This window comes from Rhizobium leguminosarum, assembly GCF_010668065.1.
Lineage (GTDB): Bacteria > Pseudomonadota > Alphaproteobacteria > Rhizobiales > Rhizobiaceae > Rhizobium > Rhizobium leguminosarum_S.
In genome coordinates this window covers 15,054-37,858 of sequence record NZ_WUEN01000016.1, presented here as the reverse complement: position 1 = coordinate 37,858, position 22,805 = coordinate 15,054, and the positions used below count along the sequence as shown (strand labels likewise).

At 62.2% G+C, this 22,805-nt stretch carries 16 protein-coding genes; 2 read left to right on the top strand and 14 right to left on the bottom strand.

The features are described from left to right. Window positions 1-204 precede the first annotated feature (204 nt). The 3 genes from GR198_RS30305 to GR198_RS30295 form a co-directional block, all read right to left on the bottom strand. Complete coding sequence (locus tag GR198_RS30305) at window positions 205-786, bottom strand: histidine phosphatase family protein (protein WP_131630207.1); 582 nt, start codon at window positions 784-786, stop codon at window positions 205-207. 67 nt (window positions 787-853) lie between these two features. Continuing rightward, entirely contained in the window at window positions 854-2,113 is a 1,260-nt protein-coding gene (locus tag GR198_RS30300) for an SAM-dependent methyltransferase (protein ID WP_164027060.1), read from the bottom strand. A 133-nt stretch (window positions 2,114-2,246) separates the two neighbouring features. Continuing rightward, a complete protein-coding gene (locus GR198_RS30295) occupies window positions 2,247-4,556 on the bottom strand; it encodes a Tex family protein (RefSeq protein ID WP_164070129.1) in 2,310 nt (769 codons plus the stop codon). 219 nt (window positions 4,557-4,775) lie between these two features. Between GR198_RS30295 and glyS the strand changes: the two genes are divergently transcribed. Both glyS and GR198_RS30285 read left to right on the top strand, forming a co-directional pair. Next, complete coding sequence (gene glyS, locus GR198_RS30290; protein WP_164070127.1) at window positions 4,776-6,890, top strand: glycine--tRNA ligase subunit beta; 2,115 nt, start codon at window positions 4,776-4,778, stop codon at window positions 6,888-6,890. 294 nt (window positions 6,891-7,184) lie between these two features. Next, complete coding sequence (locus tag GR198_RS30285) at window positions 7,185-7,673, top strand: DUF523 domain-containing protein (RefSeq protein ID WP_164070125.1); 489 nt, start codon at window positions 7,185-7,187, stop codon at window positions 7,671-7,673. Between the two features lie 78 nt (window positions 7,674-7,751). On the opposite strand, the gene GR198_RS30280 is transcribed toward GR198_RS30285, so the two are convergent. From GR198_RS30280 to GR198_RS30230, 11 genes are all read right to left on the bottom strand, one after another. After that, window positions 7,752-9,575 (bottom strand): methyl-accepting chemotaxis protein, encoded by a 1,824-nt coding sequence (locus GR198_RS30280; protein ID WP_029872648.1) that lies wholly within the window; start codon window positions 9,573-9,575, stop codon window positions 7,752-7,754. A 260-nt stretch (window positions 9,576-9,835) separates the two neighbouring features. Next, window positions 9,836-11,656: a methyl-accepting chemotaxis protein gene (locus GR198_RS30275; RefSeq protein ID WP_164070123.1), complete on the bottom strand. Its 1,821-nt coding sequence runs from the start codon at window positions 11,654-11,656 to the stop codon at window positions 9,836-9,838. 492 nt (window positions 11,657-12,148) lie between these two features. Beyond that, complete coding sequence (locus tag GR198_RS30270; protein ID WP_029872646.1) at window positions 12,149-12,610, bottom strand: plant virulence effector HPE1-like domain-containing protein; 462 nt, start codon at window positions 12,608-12,610, stop codon at window positions 12,149-12,151. Between the two features lie 99 nt (window positions 12,611-12,709). After that, window positions 12,710-13,987, bottom strand: coding sequence for a phosphoribosylamine--glycine ligase (gene purD, locus GR198_RS30265; protein WP_029872645.1), 1,278 nt, complete (start codon window positions 13,985-13,987; stop codon window positions 12,710-12,712). 65 nt (window positions 13,988-14,052) lie between these two features. Next, the gene (locus GR198_RS30260; RefSeq protein ID WP_029872644.1) at window positions 14,053-15,987 is read right to left on the bottom strand and encodes a DUF2207 domain-containing protein; all 1,935 of its coding nucleotides are present in this window, start codon (window positions 15,985-15,987) and stop codon (window positions 14,053-14,055) included. 38 nt (window positions 15,988-16,025) lie between these two features. After that, window positions 16,026-17,288, bottom strand: a complete 1,263-nt coding sequence (gene aroA, locus GR198_RS30255) for a 3-phosphoshikimate 1-carboxyvinyltransferase (protein WP_029872643.1) — start codon at window positions 17,286-17,288, stop codon at window positions 16,026-16,028. An 88-nt stretch (window positions 17,289-17,376) separates the two neighbouring features. Beyond that, window positions 17,377-17,928: a LemA family protein gene (locus GR198_RS30250; protein WP_029872642.1), complete on the bottom strand. Its 552-nt coding sequence runs from the start codon at window positions 17,926-17,928 to the stop codon at window positions 17,377-17,379. Between the two features lie 139 nt (window positions 17,929-18,067). Then, on the bottom strand, window positions 18,068-19,024 hold the full coding sequence (locus GR198_RS30245; RefSeq protein WP_029872641.1) for a glycine--tRNA ligase subunit alpha: 957 nt from the start codon (window positions 19,022-19,024) through the stop codon (window positions 18,068-18,070). 190 nt (window positions 19,025-19,214) lie between these two features. Then, on the bottom strand, window positions 19,215-21,077 hold the full coding sequence (locus tag GR198_RS30240; protein WP_164070122.1) for an adenylate/guanylate cyclase domain-containing protein: 1,863 nt from the start codon (window positions 21,075-21,077) through the stop codon (window positions 19,215-19,217). Between the two features lie 553 nt (window positions 21,078-21,630). Next, window positions 21,631-21,822, bottom strand: coding sequence for a membrane protein (locus GR198_RS30235; protein WP_003556931.1), 192 nt, complete (start codon window positions 21,820-21,822; stop codon window positions 21,631-21,633). A gap of 18 nt (window positions 21,823-21,840) precedes the next feature. Next, entirely contained in the window at window positions 21,841-22,701 is an 861-nt protein-coding gene (locus tag GR198_RS30230) for a S49 family peptidase (RefSeq protein WP_029872639.1), read from the bottom strand. Window positions 22,702-22,805 lie beyond the last annotated feature (104 nt).

Sequence of the window (22,805 nt, the reverse complement as noted above, 5' to 3'; positions counted from 1 at the left end):
GCCGGCACCAACCGGGGTCGAGCCACGGGTCTCGACCCGTCCTTCGGACCCCCGCTCGCGGGGCGAAGGGGATATGCCGTGACCTCTCCGTTCCCACAGGCCTCTCGGGTGGCACGTCCCCTCTCCCCGTCAGAACGGGGAGAGGGTTAGGGTGAGGGGCCGCCATTGGCGCGAAGAAAGTCGCAACCCGCTCCCACCGTTTCCCTATCTCTGGTTCCAGCGGCGGATGACCGGTTCGGTCAGATCATGCTCGTAGCCGAGCACGCTGATGCTGGCCGTATCGAGCACGAAACGGGAGCCGTCTTCCGGCGGCAGCCCAAGCCAGCGGGCGGCCAGCACGCGCAGGAAATGCGAGCTCGAAAAGACCAGGATAGTGCCGGCCGTTTGGCGAAGCGCATGGATGACGGCGTCGGCGCGATCGCCGACATCGGCGGCGAATTCGCCCTTCGGGCAACCGTCGCGAAAGAGCTGCCAGCCGGGGCGGTCGGCAAGGATCGCCTTGGTGGTGATGCCTTCATAAGCGCCGTAGTCCCATTCGGCGAGATCGTCCTTGATCACCGCGCCCGATCCGAATCCGGCGAGCGTACAGGTCTTGCGGGCCCGCTCGGAGGGGCTCGACCAGACGGCGGAGAAGGTAAGGCCCGTCAGCCGGTCGGCGAGTTTGCGGGCAGCCGCCTCGCCGTTCGCCGTCAAGGGAATATCGCTACGTCCGGTATGGCGCCCGGACAGGCTCCATTCGGTTTCACCGTGGCGGACCAAGTAGATCTCGGGATACGCACTGCTCATCGGCACGTCCTTTCATGAGAATCTGTCCCTTGGCAAAACCGCCAGCGGAAGCGGCACTTCCGCGGGATCAGAATGTCACCTTTTCGAGCGGAGCGCGCCCCGCCTCGAATTCCTTCAGCTTTGCTTCATTGCGCGCGATGTAATTGCGATTGTCGGGAACGGCGAACTGGTTCTTGGCGATCTGGATCTGCAGGACGAAGAGCTCGTCCCAACGGAAGCCTATTTCGGAACCGGCCAGATAGAGTTCCCACATGCGGAAGAATTGCTCGTCGTAAAGCGCCACCGCTTCGGCCTTACGCGCCACGAAACGCTCGCGCCAATGGCGCAGCGTATAGGCATAATGCAGCGGCAGGATTTCGATATCCTTGACCAGCAGCCCGGCCTTTTCAAGCGGCGGCACGACCTCGCCGACGGAAGGGATATAGCCGCCCGGGAAGATGTATTTCTCGATGAAGGCATTGGTGCCGAAGCTCGGCTTCGGGCGGCCGATCGAATGCAGCACCATGACGCCGTTGTCGTCGAGGAGATCCGATACTTTGCGGAAGAAATTGCCGTAATGGCCGATGCCGACATGTTCGAACATGCCGACCGAGACGATGCGGTCGAACTTCCTGCCCGTCATGGTGCGGTAGTCCTGCAGTTCGAAACGCACCCGGTCGGCAAGGCCGCGCTTTTCGGCGCGCGTACGCGAGACCTTGAACTGCTCCTCGCTCAGTGTGATGCCGGTGAACTCTGCACCTTCGGTCGCCTCTGTCAGGTACATGCCCATGCCGCCCCAGCCGGAGCCGATCTCCAGGATGCGCTGGTTCGGCTCGAGCAGAAGCTTGGCGGCGATATGGCGTTTCTTGGCAAGCTGCGCCTCGTCGAGACCTATGCCCGGCGGCTCGAAATAGGCGCAGGAATATTGCCAGTCCTCGTCGAGGAAAAGATCGAATAGCTTGGCCGACAGGTCGTAATGATGGGCGACATTGTGCTTGTTGCGATTGACCGGCACACGGCTCTTCAGCTGCTGCCAGGCAATGCGGCCGAGGAGCAGTGCCGCCATCTTGAAATCGAAGATTTCGTTGGTGGTGTTCTGTTTCACCAGCGACAGGAAATCGTAAATGTTGCCCTGTTCGAGAATGAACCGGCCTTGCATGTACATTTCGCCGAGCTTCATGGCCGGGTCGCGCCGGATGGCGTCCTCGGCCTCCTGATCGGCAAGGCGGGCGACAACGGTTTCACCGGTGCCGTCGCCGATAGTGTGGGTTTCGCCATTGGCAAGGGTAAGTTTCAACGAACCCTTGCGGACGATTTGCTGGACGATCGATAAGAATGCCGACGCCATGGACGCCTCGCAAATGTGACAGGATGGTCACATCAACTTAATAGCTCCCTTTCGCCTTACAAGCGCCGGATTTAGCACTCCGTTCAGAACGCTGCCAAACTGTTGCATTTTTGCCGAAATTCCGGCTAAACCCTTATTTTCGCTTCATGGCTTCGGCAAGTGCCGCGCCGAAGGCGCCCTGGCTCTCCGGTTTCGCGGCCGCGGGCCGGCGCTCGTTCTGCGGCCTGGAACCCTGGTTCGCGCGAGAATCACCCCGCGGCGGCGGCGCTGAAGAACCGTCATCGCGTTTCATAGAGAGAGCGATGCGCTTGCGCTTGGCGTCGACTTCGACAACCCGCACTTTGACGACATCGCCCGCCTTGACGACCTCGTGGGGATCCTTGACGAAGCGATCGGCAAGCTGGGAGACATGCACCAGACCATCCTGGTGCACGCCGATATCGACGAAGGCGCCGAAGGCGGCGACATTGGTCACCGTGCCTTCCAGCACCATGCCGGGCGTCAGGTCGGAAATTTCGTTGACGCCCTCTGCAAAGGTCGCGGTCTTGAAGCTCGGACGCGGGTCGCGGCCGGGCTTTTCCAGCTCCGCGATGATGTCCCTGACCGTCGGCAGGCCGAATTTCTCGTCGATGAACTGGCGCGGATCAACCGATTTCAACACGGCGCTATCGCCCATCAGCGCGCGCAGGTCCCGGCCGCAGGCGGCGACGATCTTCTTGGCGATGCCGTAGGCCTCCGGGTGGACCGAGGAGGAATCGAGCGGCTCCTTGCCGTTGGGAATGCGCAGGAAGCCGGCGCATTGCTCGAAGGTGCGGCCGCCGAGTCTGGCGACTTTCAGCAGATCCTTTCGCGTCTCGAAACGGCCCTCGCTGTCACGGTGCCGGACGATGGCGTCGGCGATCGACGGGCCGAGGCCGGAGACGCGGGACAGCAGCGGTGCAGAGGCGGTGTTGAGATCGACGCCGACGGCATTCACCGCGTCTTCCACCACGGCATCGAGCGAACGTGACAGCTTCTGCTGGTCGACATCGTGCTGATACTGGCCGACGCCGATCGACTTCGGCTCGATCTTGACGAGTTCGGCCAGCGGATCCTGCAGGCGGCGGGCGATGGAGACGGCGCCGCGCAGCGACACGTCGAGATCGGGGAATTCAGCCGCGGCGGTCGCCGACGCGGAATAGACCGAGGCGCCGGCTTCCGACACGATGACCTTGGTCGGCTTCGGCGCCGGCAACTCGGCCAGCATATCGGCCACCAGCTTTTCGGTTTCGCGGCTGCCGGTGCCGTTGCCGATCGAGATCAGCTCGACATTGTGCTTGCGGATCAGCGATGCGAGCTCGACCTGGGCGCCACGCACGTCGTTTCTCGGCTGGAAGGGATAGACGGTCGATGTCGCCACCACCTTGCCGGTGCCGTCGACGACGGCGACCTTGACGCCGGTGCGGATGCCGGGATCGAGACCCATCGTCGCGCGCGAGCCGGCGGGTGCGGCCAAAAGCAGGTCCTTGAGGTTGCGGGCGAAGACGTGGATCGCCTCTTCCTCGGCCCTTTCGCGCAGTTCCCGCATCAGGTCGAGCGAGAGCGACATGGAAAGCTTGACGCGCCAGGTCCAGCTTGCGACCTCCATCAGCCAGCGGTCGCCGGGGCGGCTGGTACCGATTTCGTAGGCGGCCACGATCATGCGTTCAACCGGCTTGTTCGGAGAGGCTGTCTCGGCGTCGGCCTCGATCGTCAGCGTCAGCACCTCCTCGTTCCAGCCGCGCAGCATGGCGAGCGCGCGGTGGCCGGGGGCGGTCGCCCAGCGTTCGGAATGGTCGAAATAGTCGGAAAACTTCTCGCCGGTCGCCTGCTTGCCGTCGACGACTTTCGCCTTCAGCAGCGAGGCCTGGCGCATATGGGCGCGCAACTTGCCGAGCAGGTCGGCATTTTCAGCAATGCCTTCGGCGATGATGTCGCGCGCGCCTTCGAGCGCCGTCTTCACATCGGGCACATCAGCTGTGATGAAGCCTTCGGCCAAGACCGCCGGTTCCCTGGCGCGGTCGGCAAGGATCGTCTCGGCGAGCGGGCCGAGGCCGCGTTCACGGGCGATTTCGGCTCGCGTGCGGCGCTTCGGCTTGTAGGGCAGATAGAGGTCTTCGAGCTCGGCCTTGGTTTCGGCGCCTGCGACCTTGGTCATCAGCTCGTCGGTCATCTTGCCCTGGCCGGTGATCGATTCGACGATCGCGTCGCGCCGGGCTTCGAGTTCGCGCAGATAGACCAGCCGCTCGGCGAGATTGCGCAGCTGCGTATCGTCAAGCCCACCCGTCACTTCCTTGCGGTAGCGGGCGATGAAGGGCACGGTTGCGCCCTCGTCGAGCAGCTCGATGGCGGCTTTGGCCTGTTCGGGCCGGGCGTTGATTTCGGCGGAGATGCGGGCTGCGAGAAAACGGAGGTCTGCGGCCATGGGATTTCCTGTTTCGTCAGAGGTGGCGGGACCATAGCGGCGAAAAGCGGCAAGGCAATGTTGGAGTTTACGGCCGAGCGCCGATCCACAGGATAAGCATGCCGGAAAGGTGGCGATTTTGCGGTTGTGCAGATGCGCCATTCTTTGCTAGCAGAAGCAACGTTTTGACCCGGCGCCCATGCCATCCCTCCCCTCTCGCGGGAGGCAAGGAAATTCGACATGCCAAACCTTCTTCTCGAACTCCGCTCCGAAGAGATTCCGGCCCGCATGCAGCGCAAGGCTGCCGGCGACCTGAAGAAGCTCGTCACCGATGCGCTTGTCGAAGCGGGCCTGTCTTACGAGGGCGCGCGCGAATACTGGACGCCGCGGCGGCTTGCGCTCGACATTCACGGCCTGACGGCCCGCTCCGCCGATGTGCGCGAGGAACGCAAGGGGCCGCGCACCGACGCCAACGAGAAGGCGATCGAGGGTTTTCTGCGCGGCGCCGGCCTTTCGTCGATCTCCGAGGCGCAGGTGGTGAGCGATCCGAAGAAGGGCGATTTCTACGTCGCGGTCATCTCCAAGCCCGGCCGCGCGACGGAAGAGATCGTCACCGATATCATGCCCGGCATCATCCGCGATTTTCCCTGGCCGAAGTCAATGCGCTGGGGCAAGGCCTCGTCGAAGCCCGGCGCGCTGCGCTGGGTGCGGCCGCTGCAGTCGATCGTCTGCACCTTCGGCCCGGAGCATGAAGAGACCACCGTCATCCCCTTCGAGATCGACGGCATGACCGCTTCGAACATCACCTACGGCCATCGCTTCCACGCGCCCGAGGCGATCACGGTGCGGCGCTTCGACGATTATGCGGCGAACCTGGAAAAGGCGAAGGTCATCCTCGACGCCGAGCGGCGCAAGGACATCATCCTGCACGACGCCCGCGATATCGCCTTTGCCAACGGGCTGGAGCTGGTGGAAGACGAAGGTCTGTTGGAAGAAGTCTCCGGCCTCGTCGAATGGCCGCAGGTGCTGATGGGCAGTTTCGAGGAGGATTATCTCTCGATCCCCTCCGAAATCATCCGGCTGACGATCAAGACCAACCAGAAGTGTTTCGTGACGCGGCCGCAAGGCGGCGAGATGCTGTCGAACAAGTTCATTCTCGTCTCCAACATCCAAGCAAGCGACGGCGGCAAGGAAATCGTCCACGGCAACGGCAAGGTGGTGCGGGCCCGGCTTTCGGATGCGCTGCACTTCTGGAAGCGCGACCAGGGCAATTTGCCGGATCTCGAGACGCTGACGGCTTCGGCGGCAAAGTTCGGCCTCGACATCAACAAGCCGCTCGACCAGCGCATGGCCAAGCTCGATGCGCTCGATGTGACGTTCCATGCCAAGCTCGGCACACAGGGCGCGCGCGTCGCCCGCATCCGCACGCTTGCCAAGGAATTGGCTGGCATCACCGGCGCTGACGCGGCTCTCATCGATCGCGCCGCCGTGCTCGCCAAGGCCGATCTGCGCACCGAAGCCGTCGGCGAATTCCCGGAACTGCAGGGCTTGATGGGCCGCAAATATGCAGCGCTGCAGGGTGAGGACGCCTCCGTTGCCGCAGCGATCGAGGATCACTACAAGCCGCAGGGTCCGTCGGACCGCGTGCCGGAGGATAGAGTGGCGATCACCATCGCCCTTGCCGACAAGCTCGACACGCTGATCGGCTTCTGGGCGATCGATGAAAAGCCGACAGGGTCCAAGGATCCGTTCGCGCTGCGGCGGGCGGCACTCGGCGTCGTCAGGATCCTGCTGGAGCGCAAGGTCAGGCTGCCGCTGCTGGCGACGACCAGGGATGGCGACCTGCTCTCCTTCTTCCACGACCGTCTCAAGGTCTATCTGCGCGATCAGGGCGCCCGTCACGATCTCATCGACGCCGTGCTGACGCCCGATGCCGACGACCTGCTGATGGTGGCGCGCCGCGTCGAAGCGCTGACGGCCTTCATCACCTCGGAAGACGGCAAGAACCTGCTCGCCGGCACCAAGCGCGCGACACAGCTGCTCGCCGCCGAGGAAAAGAAGGGCACCGTCATCGCCGACGGCGTTTCGCAAGCGCTTCTGAAGCTCGATGCCGAGAAGGAATTGTTCGGCGCAATCTCCAGCGCCTCGAAGGATGCCTCGGACGCGGTTGCCGGGGAAGATTTCCGCTCGGCGATGGAAGCGCTCTCCAAGCTGCGCGGTCCGGTCGACCGCTTCTTTGAAGAGGTACTCGTCAACGACGAGGACGCCGCCATCCGCGCCAACCGTCTGGCCCTGCTGCGGCTGATCCGCGAGGCAACGGGAGCGGTTGCGGATTTCTCGAAGATTTCGGGGTGATGTTGCCAGCACGAACGCGGCGCTTGCCACGTGGGTGCTGGGGTTAAATACGTTTAGCGCCGATGTTGCGCCGTCTCAAAAACATCTGCCCCTCACCCTAACCCTCTCCCCGTAAACGGGGCGAGGGGACGTGCCCTACGAGGGTGAGCGAGGAACGGAGAGGTGCGACTATCCCCCTTCGCCCCGCGAGCGGGGAGAAGGTGCCGGCAGGCGGATGAGGGGCGGTTCGCTGTCCCTTGAAGAGCGGTTATCCAACGCTGGCATTGCCGCCGCCGTGGCGTTATTCATGCAGACATGCAGAGCAAGATTCTCGTCAGCGCCTGTCTTATGGGCCAGGCCGTTCGGTATGACGGGCGGGCGAAGCCGTTGCTTCACCCGGTAATCGAGACATGGCGGGCCGAGGGGCGGCTGGTGACGATCTGTCCCGAGATGTCGGCAGGCATGACGGTGCCGCGGCCGCCGGCGGAGATCGCAGAGGCGGCAACCGGCGAAGAGGTGCTGGCCGGCACGGCGCGGGTTGTCGAGCTGACGGGCGCCGACGTAACGGAAGAGTTCCTGCTGGCGGCGGAAAATGCCGTGGCGCTCGCAAGGCAGACCGGCTGCCGTTATGCGCTGCTCATCGACGGTAGCCCGTCTTGCGGATCCGGTTTCATCTATGACGGCACGTTTTCCGGCCGCAAGCAGGCCGGCAATGGCGTGACCGCGGCGGCGCTGAAAGCAGCCGGCGTCGAAGTGTTTTCCGATCGCGAGATCGCGCGGCTGATCGAACGTATCGAACAATGAGCCTCAAAAGGCACGGCCGCCGGAGAACCGACGGCCGCTAAGAATTTGGTGATAAAAACGCTTTTGTCCCCGTGCCGTTTAAGCGGCGCGACGACCTTGATGCATGGCCGGGGCAGCGCTTTCGCCACTGACGCGGAAGCCGCGGATGAGATCGATCAGCTCGTCGGTATCGCTGGCCAGCGTCTCGGCTGATGCCGTGGTCTCTTCGGCCATGGCGGCGTTCTGCTGGGTGGCGGCGTCGAGCTGGTTCATCGACGAGGAGATCGAGCGCAGCGTGGTGTCCTGTTCGGAAGCGCTGTGGGCGATCTTGGCGACGATCTCGTTGGCCGCCTTGATCTGGTCGGAGATGCGCTTCAGCGCCTCGCCTGCCTCGCCGACCAGACGGACGCCATGATCCACCTGGCTGGAGGAGCGGGCGATCTGATCCTTGATTTCCTTGGCGGCAGCGGCGGAGCGCTGGGCAAGTTCACGGACTTCCTGGGCGACGACTGCAAAACCCTTGCCGGATTCACCGGCGCGGGCCGCCTCGACGCCGGCATTCAGCGCCAGCAGATTGGTCTGGAAGGCGATCTCGTCGATGACACCGATGATCTTGGTGATCTCCGAGGATGACTTCTCGATGCCGCTCATCGCCTCGATCGCCTGGGTGACGATCGCATCGCTATGGGTGGCTTCTGTGCTGACCGAGTGGACGCGCTTGCTCGCCTCATGGGCGCCATCGGCTGTCTGACGGACGGCGACGGTGAGTTCGTCGAGGGCGGCCGAGGTTTCTTCGAGGCTGGCGGCCTGGCGCTCGGTGCGCTGCGACAGCTCGTTGGAAGCGCGGCGGATCTCTTCCTTGCTGGTGCCGATATCAGTGCCCTTGGCGCTGACCTTGGCCATGGCGGCTTCGAGATGCGACAGCGCATCGTTGAAGTTGTCGCGAAGGGCGGCATACTTCTGGCCGAGATCGGCGCAGCGGACGGTGAGATCGCCGCGGGCAATCATCTCCAGCGCCTGGCCGATCGTCGTCACCACCCGCGCCTGCAGCGTTGCTTCGTCCTGCTGCTGGCGCAGATTGTTTTCGCGCTCGCTTTCCAGCGCCAGCTGCTGGGCCGCCTCGCGATCGGACATCGCATGACGTTCCCTGATCTTTTCCTGCAGCGACTGCGTTGCCTTCGCCATCAATCCGACCTCGTTGTTCATGCCGGTGTGCGGGATGGTGATCGAAACATCCTCTTCGGCGACAGCCTTGAGGGCGGCATGGACGTTGTTGAGAGGTCCCGATATGCCGCGGATGACGAAGTAGGCGGCGGCCATGGCAAGGAAGAACAGGACGATGCTGCCGGAGAGTGCGGTCAGGATCGTGCTGTTTATCTGCGCATCGAGATCGTCCATATAGACGCCGGTGATGACGACGACCTTCCAGGGATCGAAGGCTTGTCCATAGGCCGTCTTGCGGAAATCGCCGGCCGGCTGGCCCGGCTTGCTGGTGGAATAATATTCGACGAGGCCACCGCCCTGCTGCCCGAGCTTTACCAGCTCTTCGCGATAGAGCTTGCCCTTGCTGTCCAGCTGACCCTTCAGGTTCTGCCCGACTTTCGCGGTATCATAATGGAACATCATCTGGACGTCGTAGCTATAACCGAAGAAATAGCCGTCCGGATCGTATTTCATCCCGTTGACGGTGGTGTAGGCCTGCTTCTGGGCATCTTCCAGCGTCATTTCGCCGGCGGTGACCTTGGCCTGGTAAAGCTTGAGAACGGAGACCGCCGACTGAACCTCGGCGCGCAGCATGTCGTAACGCTCCTTGTAGATCGCATCGACCGAGGAGCGAATCTGCAGGGACGTGGCGATCGCAAAGGCGATCATCAGGCCGACGACCAGCAATATGAGCTGCTTCGATATCTTCAAATTTTTCATGACGCCTCGCAACGGGAATGGATGGCTGCATTCCGGTGCGGTTTTCTACCGCCTGTGCGAGCGCGCCGAAAAAGAGGACGCGTCTACCGCTGCTAAAACAAACATGCTGCGACCGGGTAAGGAACAATTGATGCCCACCCTATAAAAAAGCTTTAACTTTATAGTTCGCGATCCGAATTTCCCTCAAAATCCAGAGGTGCTTACAAAGAAAAACCGCCGGATTTTCACCCGGCGGTCGAATATTGCTTGCTGTCGAATTCTCAGCTTGCCCGGCGCATCGGTTCGGCCTGGCGGTGCTGCGGTGTGCCGACGCGGAAGCCGCGGATGAGATCGATCAGCTCGTCGGTATCGCTGGCGAGCGTCTCGGCTGATGCCGTGGTCTCTTCGGCCATGGCGGCGTTCTGCTGGGTGGCGGCGTCGAGCTGGTTCATCGACGAGGAGATCGAACGCAGCGTCGTGTCCTGTTCGGAGGCGCTGTGGGCGATCTTGGCGACGATCTCGTTGGCCGCCTTGATCTGGTCGGAGATGCGCTTCAGCGCCTCGCCTGCCTCGCCGACCAGACGGACACCATGGTCGACCTGGCTGGAGGAGCGGGCGATCTGATCCTTGATCTCCTTGGCGGCAGCGGCGGAGCGCTGGGCAAGTTCGCGGACTTCCTGGGCGACGACCGCAAAACCCTTGCCGCTTTCACCGGCGCGGGCCGCCTCGACGCCGGCATTCAGCGCCAGCAGATTGGTCTGGAAGGCGATCTCGTCGATGACGCCGATGATCTTGGTGATCTCCGAGGATGACTTCTCGATGCCGCTCATCGCCTCGATCGCCTGGGTGACGATTGCATCGCTATGGGTGGCTTCGGTGCTGACCGAGTGGACGCGCTTGCTCGCCTCATGGGCGCCGTCAGCCGTCTGTCGGACGGCGACGGTCAGCTCGTCGAGGGCGGCCGAGGTTTCTTCCAGGCTGGCGGCCTGGCGCTCGGTGCGCTGCGACAGCTCGTTGGAAGCGCGGCGGATCTCTTCCTTGCTGGTGCCGATATCGGTACCCTTGGCGCTGACCTTGGCCATGGCGGCTTCGAGATGCGACAGCGCATCGTTGAAGTTATCGCGCAGGGCGGCGTATTTCTGGCCGAGATCGGCGCAGCGGACGGTGAGATCGCCGCGGGCGATCATCGCCAGCGCCTGGCCGATAGTCGCTACCACCTGCGCCTGCAGCGTCGTCTCATCCTGCTGCTGACGCAGATTGTTCTCGCGCTCGCTTTCCAGCGCCAGCTGCTGAGCCGCCTCGCGATCCGACATCGCATGACGTTCCCTGATCTTTTCCTGCAGCGACTGCGTCGCCTTCGCCATCATGCCGACTTCATTGTTCATGCCGATATGCGGGATGGCGATCGAAACGTCCTCTTCGGCGACCGACTGCAGGGCGTTATGGATGTCCTTCAGCGGATGGGAGATGCCGCGGATGAAGAAAACGGCAGCAGCGATACCGCAGACGAAGACGATCAGCGAAGCGGTCAGCGCCTTCCAGATCGTCGCATTGACCTTCTGCTGCAGGTCATCGAGATAGACGCCGGTGCCGACGACGATCTTCCAGGGTTCGAAGGTCTTGGAATAACCGCCCTTGAGGAAGACCTGGTCTTCCGGCTGACCGGGCTTGGTCCAATAGTAGAAGGTGCGGCCGCCGCCAGCCTTGCCATTATCGACCAACGCCTGGCTGAATTTCGCGCCTGTCTTGTCGACCTGGCCGCTCATGTTCTTGCCGAGATTGACCGGGCTCGGATGAAAAAGCTGAACGACGTTGTAGTCGAAACCGAAGAGGTAACCGGATGGCTGGAAGGAGACGCGCTTCAGGATCTCGAAGGCTTCGGCCTGGGCGGCCTCATGCGTCATCTGGCCGGCCTTCTCGCGCTCATAGAAGGTGTTGAGGATGGAGATGCCCGATTCGACCTGCGTGCGCAGCATGTCGAAACGCTCGTCGTAGATCGCCTGTTCGGAGGTGCGTATTTCGAAATAGGTGGCCACTGCGAAAGCAGCCATTAGGACGCCGATCAGCGCAAACAATTGATGCGCAATCTTGAGCTTTTTCATGATTTGCCTCGCAAAGCAGGTGAATTCAAAACAATTCCGGATCGGTCAACTCCCGACCCGCGGACGTCTCAAATCGCCCGCGCAGCTAGCGCAATCATGCGTCCTCCGGCCTCTCGATTGGTAAAATTAGAGTGAATGACTAAATTATCTTTTAACGATCCATGGCTTCTATTTGCACGACTTGGGAAGATCGAAATATAACTTCTCGAATGATTGCGTAAGTTGCATTCTTCTATTTAACTTCAATAATTCAGTTTTTGATTGTGCATTGAAACAAGAATGCACCCTCGCTGCTCATCGAGGGTGCATTCGGTCCACCGGCGGTGGAACCCCAATCGATCGAAACCTTGATCAGGCAGGGGCAGGGAACTTATTTGTTTTGCGCAACTCCCGGCAAAACCGCTGCGCACATTTCCTGGAAGTTGCTTAATCTCTTTGTCTTTGCGCAATTCCGGACGGAAAACCGCTGCGCACTTTTCCTGGAAGTTGCTCCTAGAAACGCAGCTTGAAATCGGAAGCGTTAAGGGCTGCCGGTTGTTCCACCATGCCGGCCGCAACGGGCCTGGCGTCGCCGCCAATGACGGCTGCCGTCGTCGCACTCATGTCGATGCCGTCGGCAGGCGGGGCTGGAGGTGCCGCGGCAAGCATCGCTTCCGGGGTGGCCTTGCTGACGAAGACGACGGGCGAGCCGCCCATCCAGCCTTCGGTGCGATAGATCTTCTTTTCGCCGCCGACATCGCGGATTTCACTCGCCTGGAGGACGCCGGGCTTCAGCTCCGGCACCGTATAGTCCTTCTTGGTGAGCTCCGCCTGGAGCGGCGGGCAATGGGCGCAGGTTTCGGTGACGATGCTGCCTTCAGCGGACGGCGCAGTCTTGCCGACCACCTCTATCGAGGACGCCATCGCAGAACCTGCCATCAGCAGGATTGCCGCACCGAGGAAAATCTGACGCATCAAAGTTACTCCGTCTCACCTTCGGAGCAAATTAGCGCAGCTTTGTTTCCATCCCGTCAGGGGAAAGGGTAAAAATTTAAAGAACGCGGCGGTTTATACTCATTCCGAGCCGGTTTCGCGCTCGATCGCGCGCCAGCCGATGTCGCGCCGGCAGAAGCCGTTTTCCCATCTCACCCTGTCAAGCAGCGCGTAGGCGCGGTCCTTGGCCTCCGCGACCGTGCCGCCGGACGCGGTCACATTCAGCACGCGGCCGCCGGTCGCAACCAATGCGCCGTCCTTCAGACCCGTGCCGGCATGAAACACCTTCTCGCCCTCGCCTGCATCCGGCAGGGAGAGGATCGGCGTATTCTTCTCGTAGGCGCCGGGATAACCCTTCGAGGCCATGACCACCGTCAGTGCCGGATCGTCGCTCCATTCGGCCTTGACCTGATCGAGCGTGCCGTTGGCGGTGGCGAGCAGCAGCGGCAGGAGATCGCTCTTCAACCGCATCATCATCACCTGGCATTCGGGATCGCCGAAGCGGACATTGTATTCGATGAGCTCCGGCCCCTTCTTGGTGATCATCAGCCCGGCGAAAAAGACGCCGGAGAAGGGATGACCGCTCTCGGCCATACCGCGCATCGTCGGCTCGATAATCTCTTTCATGGTGCGCTCGACCATTTCGGCGGTCATCACAGGCGCCGGCGAATAGGCGCCCATGCCGCCGGTATTGACGCCGGTATCACCCTCGCCCACCCGCTTGTGATCCTGGGCGGTTGCGAGCGGCAGCGCATGTTTGCCATCGCAGAGACAGAAGAAGCTCGCCTCCTCGCCATCGAGATAGGCTTCGACGACGACTTCAGCGCCGGCAGCGCCAAAGGCGCCCTCGAAGCAGTCGTCGACCGCGGCCAAAGCTTCATCGAGCGTCATTGCAACCGTCACGCCCTTGCCGGCGGCAAGACCATCGGCCTTGACGACGATCGGCACGCCTTCGGCGCGGATATAGGCTTTTGCCTTCGGTCCATTGTTGAAGCGCTGGTAGGTGCCTGTCGGAATATCGTAGCGGGCGCAGATATCCTTGGTGAAGCCCTTGGAACCCTCGAGCTGGGCGGCGGCAGCGGAGGGACCGAAGACCGCCAGGCCATCGGCGCGCAGCCGGTCGGCGAGGCCGGCAACCAGCGGCGCCTCCGGGCCGACGACGACGAAATCGATCGCCTTGTCCTTGCAGAAGGCCGCGACCGCTTCGTGATCCTCGATGTCAACGGGCACGAGGACGGCGTGTTCGGCAATGCCGGGATTGCCGGGTGCGGCGTAGAATTCGCTCATCAACGGCGATTGCGCCAGCTTCCAGGCGAGCGCATGCTCGCGTCCGCCCGATCCGATCAACAGAACCTTCATGCGCGACCCTTTCCTTTTCTGTCTGGCGGTTAAGGGCCAGGGGCAGAAAGGTCAAGCGGGAAAGCTTACCAGCCCCCGCCTCCCCCGCCTCCGCCACCGCCGCCCGACGAGCCGCCGCCGGAAAAACCGGAGGATGAGCTCGACGGCGGCGGCGAAGGAATCGTCGACGCAATGGTCGAGGCCATCGAAGAGGAAAAGCCGCCGATACGATCGGAGAAACTGCCGCTGTTGAAGTTGCCGGCATACCAGGCGGGCGCATAGGCGGCGGCCGCGCCGGCGGCAGCTGCCGCAAGCCAGGTTTCGAAGGTGCGCGACCAGGGTTTTTCGACGCCGAGCGCCACCGCATAGGGCAGCAGCGTCTCGAAATGCCGCGGCGACATTTCAGGCGCGCCAGCCGTGTTCATCCGGTCCTTCTCGGCAAGCGTCAGATATTGCCGCAGGCCGTCTATGCCATCCATCATCTTGGCGCCGAGCGGGGTCGGCGCACCCATGATGAAAAAATAGAGGATGTTCAAAAGCACGATGCCGCCGACGGCAAACAGCATCGGCGTTTCGTGCAGTTCCACCAGCGAGGAGGCAAGCGCCAGCCCCATGGTCGCCAGGATGCTGATGCCGACGAAGACGCCGATCGCGGCGGAGATGATGGCGATGATCTTGCCGAACAGCGACTTGCCGCGATGCAGCGACCTGACGAGGCCGGCGACGAAGACCGAAACGAAGACCGAGATGACGATCGGGATCAGCATCACCGCGATGGTGTCGGGCTCCAGCGAACCGAAAACGAACAGGATCACCAGGGCCGCGGCACTGAGCGCGATGCCGCCGGCGGTATAGGCCAGGTTGGAGTTGTAGTATTTGCCGCGATGTTCCTTCTCGATCGCCGAGCGGAAGGCCTGGCCGACGGACTTCACCCGCTCGCCATTGGCCTTGTCGATCGTCAGCGTCGAGCCGGCGCCACCGGCAACTCTCAGCAATTCGATCTCGCCGGCCTGGAACTTCTCCTTGCCGAGCGGCTTGCCGGTGCCTTGGATAACGATCGAATTCTTCAGGTCTTCGAGCTTGACGTAACCGCGGACGGCAAGATTGAGCGCGGTGGCGGACAGCGCCGTCCAGCCCTCGCCGGAGAAGCCCTTATTGTCGATGTAGTTGACCAGCGCCGGCGAAATACCATCCGGCGCGTCCCAGCGCGGTACGACGACACCCCGGGCAGGATCGCGGCCGACCTTCAGCCAGGAGCGCGTGTAGTAGGCGAAAACCAGGATCAGGCCGCCGAAGCCGATGAAATAATTGCGGTTGTCCTTCAGCCACCATGTGCTTTCCATATCCGCGCTTGGCGGATCGATCGACCCCTTCGGCATGCGGATCGCAAAGGTCAGGCCTTCGTGGGCATCGAGCGGCGCGGTGGTGGAAAAAACCAGGCCAGCGCCGCTCTCGCTGACGCGGGCATCCTTTTCCGTCGCGCCCTCAGGGCCGGTGAAGAAGGTCGTCTCCGTCGCACCGACGTCAGGCGGCAGCGTCACCGTTGCCGTGGCTGAACGGATCGGGAAGATCCAGCCATTGCCGGTGACGTTCCAATAGAGTTCGTCATGATCGTCGAAATAGCGGATCTGGCGGTTGGTCCTGTAGGTGAAAACGTATCGATGACGGCCCGGCGTCACGGTCACATCGGCAGAACCGGCATAGATGCGGATGCCGCGTGATATCGATTCGGTGTGCCAGGGTTCTTCCTCGCCATCGCGCTTGACCGAGACCATATCGAAATCGACGCTGCGGCGACGGCCGTCGGCGTCGGTGAAATAGAGCGGGAAGTCACGGAAGATGCCGTGGTTGATCTGATTGCCCTCGGCATTGACGGTGATCGTCTCCGTCACCGTCATTGCACCGCTCTTTTCGAGCGTAATGTCGGAGGCGAAACTGTCGATCACCTCGGCGGCAAACGCCACTGGGGCGGTCAGCATCAACAGCAGTGCAAAGCAAAATCCGAAAAACCGACGCCCCATCCCTGTCTCCCCGCCGGCAGCCTCGGCTGCGTGTTTCGTCAATCTTTGTCCTGATAGGTCACGCCGAGTGCTGCCAGCGTCCGCCAGTAGGCGGGGAAGGTCTTGCCGACGCAATCGGGATCGAGAATGGTGATGCTGTCGATCTTCAGCCCGGCGAGCGCAAAACTCATGGCGATGCGGTGATCGGCGAAGCTGTCGATCTCCGCCGGCAGATGCTGGCCCACAAGTGCGGGATCGGATTGCACGATCAGATCATCGCCCTCTTCGCGGGCAAGGCCTGAAACAATGCGGTTGAGCCCGGTCGAGAGCGCCCGGATGCGGTCGCATTCCTTGACGCGCAGATTGGCGATGCCGACGAAGCGAACCGGCGTCTCGTTGAAGGCGGCAAGCACGGCAAGGGTCGGAACGGCATCCTGCATCTGCGAGCCGTCGATCTCTGCCGGCAGATGCGGAAAACGGGCGATCATATCGTAGGCGCGCGCATCCGGCTGCGAGAAGGCGTCGGCGGGAATACCGAGATCGATCGCGCCGCCGGTGAGAACTTCGGCGGCCCAGAGATAGGTCGCGGCCGAGGCATCCGGTTCGACGATGAAATCGGCGGCGCGGTAGCCGGTCGGCTCGACGCGCCAGGTGACCGGGCTGGTCTTCTCGACCTTGGCGTCAAAAGCCTTCATCGCCGCCGTGGTCAGATCGATATAGCCGAGCGCGCCGATATCCTCGCCGACGAGTTCGATGTCGACCGGCCGGTCGCCGCCGGCCGCCATCATCAGCAGCGCCGAGACATACTGGCTGGACAGGCCGCCATCGATGCGGATGCGGTCGGCCTGGAAGCGGCCGGTGCCCCTGACGGTAACCGGCGGGCAGCCGGTCTCGGCGGTGACGTCGATGCCGAGCGTGCGCATCGCCTCGACCAGCGGGCCGATCGGGCGCTTGCGCATATGCTCGTCGCCATCGACGATGACGGTGCCGTCGACCAAAGCCGCAGCCGCCGTCAGGAAGCGGGTCGCCGTGCCGGCATTGCCGAGGAAGAGCGGCGCTTTCGGCGCCAGCAGCCTGCCGCTGCCGGTGACGACGAAGCTGGTATCGTCAGGCTCGTCGATCGCAACACCCATGGCGCGCAGCGCTTCGGCCATGTAACGCGTGTCGTCGCTCTTCAGCGCCCCGGTCAGCCGGCTCGTGCCCTTGGCAAGGCCGGCGAGCAGAAGCGCGCGATTGGTGATCGACTTGGAGCCCGGCGGCATGGCGCGGCCTGAAAGCGGCCTGCCCGGCGGGATGATCGTGAGTTTGGCTGTGCGTGTCATGCTGTTCTTCCGTCATAAGGCGACCATTACCGGCCGCGATCTGCCCTTGCTCTTAGTCGCTTTCTGGCAAAGGCAAAATGCCGGATCGTCAGAATTTCACGGTGGGGACGGCGCGGTCGGCCTCGTTGGTGATTTCGAAATATTCCCGCTTGGCAAAACCGAACTGACCGGCAACGAGATTGGACGGGAAGCTTTCGACCTTGACGTTCAGGTCGCGGGCGGCACCATTGTAATAACGCCGTGCCATCTGCAACTCGCCTTCCATGGTCTCCAGCGAGGCCTGCAACTCGGCAAAATTCTGGTTGGCCTTGAGATCCGGATAGGCTTCGGCGAGCGCAATGACCCGGCCGAGCGCCTGGCCGAGCAGACCTTCCGCCTGCGCCCTGCCGGCGACATCACCTGATGGAACGGCCTGCGCCTTATTGCGGAGCTCAACCACCTCTTCAAGCGTCGACTTTTCATGGGCGGCATAACCCTTGACCGTCTCGATCAGGTTCGGGATCAGGTCGGCGCGGCGCTTGAGCTGCACGTCGATGCCCGACCAGGCTTCTTCCGCCATCTGCCGCGCGCGAACCAGGCCGTTGTAGATGAAGACGAGATAGAGCGCGACCAGAACGATGACGCCAAGCGCAATATACATCGCGAATCCCCCGCAGCGAAGTAATGTTGAGGCGGAGACTAAGCGGTTTTGCCGGCTGCCGTCAAACGCCGATATCCGCGAGGATTCGGGGTACCCGACCAGCCGTTTATATGGACGATACGGCTGGTGAGCTGTTGCGTTACGCCGCCTCTTTGGAGAGATTGACGCCGCCGGCGTCGGTCAGCAGGAAGGCTTCGCCGCAGGCCTTGGCGAGGGTGCGTACGCGCAGGATGTAGCTCTGGCGCTCGGTGACCGAGATGACGCCGCGGGCGTCGAGCAGGTTGAAGACGTGGCTTGCCTTGATGCACTGGTCATAGGCCGGGAAGACGCATTTGTGCAGGCGCTGGTTGGCGTTGTCGCCGGGGGCGCCGGCATCGAGCAGCGCCCGGCATTCCTTCTCGGCATCGACGAAATGGCGATGCAGCATCTCGGTGTTGGCGAATTCGAAATTATGGCGCGAATATTCCTGCTCGGCCTGCAGGAAGACGTCGCCATAGCTGATCTTCTCGTCGCCGTCGCGGCCGTTGAAGTTCAGATCATAGACATTGTCGACGCCCTGAACATACATGGCGAGGCGTTCGAGACCATAGGTCAGTTCGCCGGCGACAGGCGAGCATTCGATGCCGCAGACCTGCTGGAAATAGGTGAACTGCGAGACTTCCATGCCGTCGCACCAGCATTCCCAGCCGAGGCCCCAGGCGCCAAGCGTCGGGCTTTCCCAGTCGTCTTCGACGAAACGAATGTCGTGCAGCAGCGGATCGAGACCGATCGCCGCCAGCGAGCCGAGATAAAGCTCCTGCAGGTTGGGCGGGTTCGGCTTCAGGATCACCTGGTACTGGTAATAATGCTGCAGCCGGTTCGGGTTTTCGCCATAGCGACCGTCGGACGGGCGCCGTGACGGCTGGACGTAGGCCGCCTTCCACGGCTTCGGGCCGAGGGCACGCAGCGTGGTGGCCGGATGGAAGGTGCCGGCGCCGACTTCCATGTCGTAAGGCTGCAGCACCGCGCAACCCTTGTCCGCCCAGTAGCTGTGCAGGGTCAGGATCAGCGCCTGGAAGGAGCGCTTCGGGTTCATATGGTCTGGGATAGCTGACATCGAACGGCACCGATTGCGTGGGATTTATCGGCGCGACAGGTGCCATGGAGGGTGGCAGGGGTCAAGACTTTTGCGCTATTCGGGAGCAACTGCCACCAGCTTCGCCTTTTTGGCCCGACTGAGAACGCCGTGGGTGGAAAGGGGACTTATCGCAGAGACAGATGTGAAGGCTGAACATCAATCCGTTTGGCTATTGAGCGCGGCCGCTTGGAAGACCGGCGCGCGCAAGGTCTGCGGCGGCTTGATCGAGAATGGAAGGATCTCGGAAGTTCCAGGCCTGCCGCCACGACTGGATCGTTGCAGTCGGAGTTGACTTGAGCATCTTCTGGACGGCAGCTCTGGCATCAGCTTGACGTCCAAGACGCATATAGGCAATGGCGAGTTGCAGTGGCGCGTCGGCAAATTCCGTTGTCTTCAGCACCTCAACTGCGTCTTCGTTTCTACCAAGAACGATGAAGATGAAGCCTCGCACGTAATTAAAGAACCAGGACAATCCCGGATCCCGAGCGGCTGCAGCGTCGGTCAGTTCCAGCGCCTTCTCGGGTTGACCGGCCTGTAGAAAAATACTTCCTGCATCCGTGAGGGTGAAGGCATTGTATGGTGCCGCCGCAATGGCCTTGTTCATTTCCGCAACAGCCCCATCATGGTCCCGCTTGAGCGTCAGAAGCCACGCGCGGAGCCAGTGTGCCAATCGCGCCACTTGGGGGCTCAGGTTCTTGTTTGAGAGGACCTTGTCGGCCAGTCGGCCCGCTTCCTGAAGATCAGCCTGCGGGTCAGGGCTGAAAAGCAGCCCAACTTTCATCCAGTGAGACCACCCCAACTCGACGGTCAATAAGGGGGAGTCGGAGAATACCTGCAGCCCCTGCTGCGAGATTTCACCTGATCGCTGGAGTCCTTCCTTCGTGAAAAGATTCAATTGGCTTTCCGCACGCAGATAGTAGTCATATTCAGCCAGGTTGGTGCTGTCTTTACCCCAGGCCTGACTGTAGTCCGCTTTACGTATGGCTCCCCATTCGCCCGTCATCGCCCCCACGATCTTGCCGGTCAACTCATCCTGAAGCGCCCATGGGTCGGTTCCGGCCTTGTCGAAGCGGTCTGCCCAGATATGGTCCCCCGTCTCAGCGTCGATGAGTTCCGCAACGATGCGCACCCTATCGCCTTCCTTGCGCACGCTGCCTTCGACGATATAGCCGACGCCCAACTCCTTGCCGATCTGGCGGACGTCACCTTCCTTGTCCTCATACGCGAACGACGACGTTCGCGAGACGACAGCTATATCAGCAAAGCGCGAGAGGATAGCGATGAGGTCGTTCGCCACCCCTTCTCCCAAGTATCCCAGGCTCTTGTCGGCACTCAGATCCTTGAAAGGAAGCACGGCGACGGATGGGATCGCACTGGAGGCTGCAGGGGAGCTCGCTGTCAGTGGATAGTAGAGCGCCATCCAGGCGGCCACGACGGCCACAATGGCTGCAGCGACTCCAAGTGCCCACCACGGACGGCCGATCCCGCGCTTGTGCGGAAGGCGTCGGCGTGGGGCGGTGTCGATGCGTACGTAGTAGACGTCGACAAGCTCTTCGATGTTCTTAACCTTCCGCTGCCCGGCAGAGTCGAAGACAAACGCGAGCTTATTCTCGACTTCCTTCGCCACCTTGCCCGAAACACAGATCCCACCTGGGGGAGCGAGTTGCTCCAGCCTGGCCGCGACGTTCACGCCTTCGCCATAGCGGTCATCGCCGTCCATGATCACTTCGCCGAGGTTGATGCCAATGCGGACGTTGAGCCTCTCCTCCTCCGCTACAGAAGCGTTGCGCTCCGCCATTCCGCGCTGGAGAGATACGGCACACTCGACAGCGTCGACCACGCTGCCGAACTCTGCGAGGAGGCCGTCGCCCATGAGCTTGAAGACCCGCCCATGATGCCCCGCAATCTCGGGCTCAAAAAGCTCAGTGCGTCGGGCGCGAAGGCGGTCAAAGGTTCCTGCTTCGTCTTGCTCCATAAGCGCGGAGTATCCGACTACGTCGGCGGCCAGGATTGCAGATAATCTGCGTTCCATGTCTTAGCTCCCAACAGGAATTCCGCGCTAAACAATGTACATGATTTTGCCGCATGTTTCACGCGCGGCCGCAGAGTCGATCCAAAGGAGTTGGGTCTTGGCCTTCCGTTTGCTTCGCTGGTTTACGACAGCGTGACGCAGCTCCGTTTTTTCACACGGTGCGTGAGGCTGAGGCCGCATGGCAGTCGAGACGCAACGATGATGGCGATGGGTACGGTTCGGGCGGTGCTAGATTCGGCCGCGCCGTTGACAACTCGAGGAACCAGCGTTTGGTGGCAGTTGCTACCTTATAGCGGACTTCTGCGGCGGCGGAGAAGCGTCGAATGCCGATATGGGAGAGGAATTCGGCTGCCCCTCACCTAACCCTCTCCCCGCTCGCGGGGTGAGGGGACGTGCCAAACGCTGCGTCGAGATCGAGGAATCCGGTCCGGCATATTCCCCTCGCCCCGTTTACGGGATCCGAAGGACGGGTCGAGACCCGCGGCTCGGCCCCGTGCGGTGGCGGCAGCCGGATGAGGAGCAAGCGCTGGGTGAGAGGTAATGGCGACGCCTCTTATTCTCCCTCGCGCTTCAGCCGGTATTCTCCCGTCGCCGGGTCCTTGACCAGCGTGCCGATCGCGCCGGTCTGGCGCTCCTTTTCAGCGCGGCGCGACTTTTCGGCGAGCTTGCGGGCATCGGAGACGAAGCGGCGGTAGAGCCACCAGGCTGAGAAGACCAGGATCAGGATGGTAATTAGTTGCGGCATGCCCCTCTCTTGCTCCCTTCAAAGTCCGAAACGGCTCCACAATGCTCTCTCTTCCGCCGCTTCGACAAGCCCCGTCGCGAGACCGGATGCAGCACCTTCGAGCGAGACCGGCGATACACCGGGAATCCGGCGGCCGAACAGGCCGCGGCCGGCGGTGACGAGCTCCAGCTTGGTCTTCTGGCCGTAGCGCCTTTTCAGCTCCTGGCGCATGTCGCCGAGGCCGTCGATCAGGCCGAGTTCGAGGCCGCGTGTGCCGCTCCAGAACAGGCCGGAAAACACCGCCGCATCGTCCCTCAGCTTGCCGGCGCGACGTTCGCGCACCATGGATATGAAGACCTGATGGATTTCGAGCTGCAGGCTCTTCAGATACTCGATATCCTTTTCCTTTTCCGGCTGGAAAGGATCGAGGATCACCTTGTTTTCGCCCGCCGTATAGACCCGTCGCTCGACGCCGATTTTCTTCAGCAGTTCGGGAAAGCCGAAACCGCCGGAGACGACGCCGATCGAGCCGACGATGGAGGTGGCGTCGGCGATGATCTCGTCGCCGGCCAGCGCGATCATGTAACCGCCCGAGGCGGCGACATCCTCGACGAAGACCAGAACCTTCTTCTGCTTCTCGCGGGCGAGCTCGCGAATGCGGGTGAAGATCAGGCGCGACTGGACGGGCGAGCCGCCCGGCGAATTGATGGAGATGGCGACTGCCGGTGCGTCCTTCATGGCGAAGGCCTTTTCCAGAACCGGAGAGACATTGGCGAGGTTGAGGGTCGGCCGGAACTGGCCGCCGCCGCTGATGATCGCCCCCTGCAGGCGAACGACCGGAATGGTGATGCCGTCCTTGCGGAACCGTTTCGGCATCAGTTTTCTCAAGAATCCGGCCATTTCCCATCCTTCGCTTCGGGTCGCACGATCGTCACCCATGTATGCGCTGGAACGACAAACACAATGGCTGCGTCCTTGAAAACATTGGGCCTGAAAACAGCGGG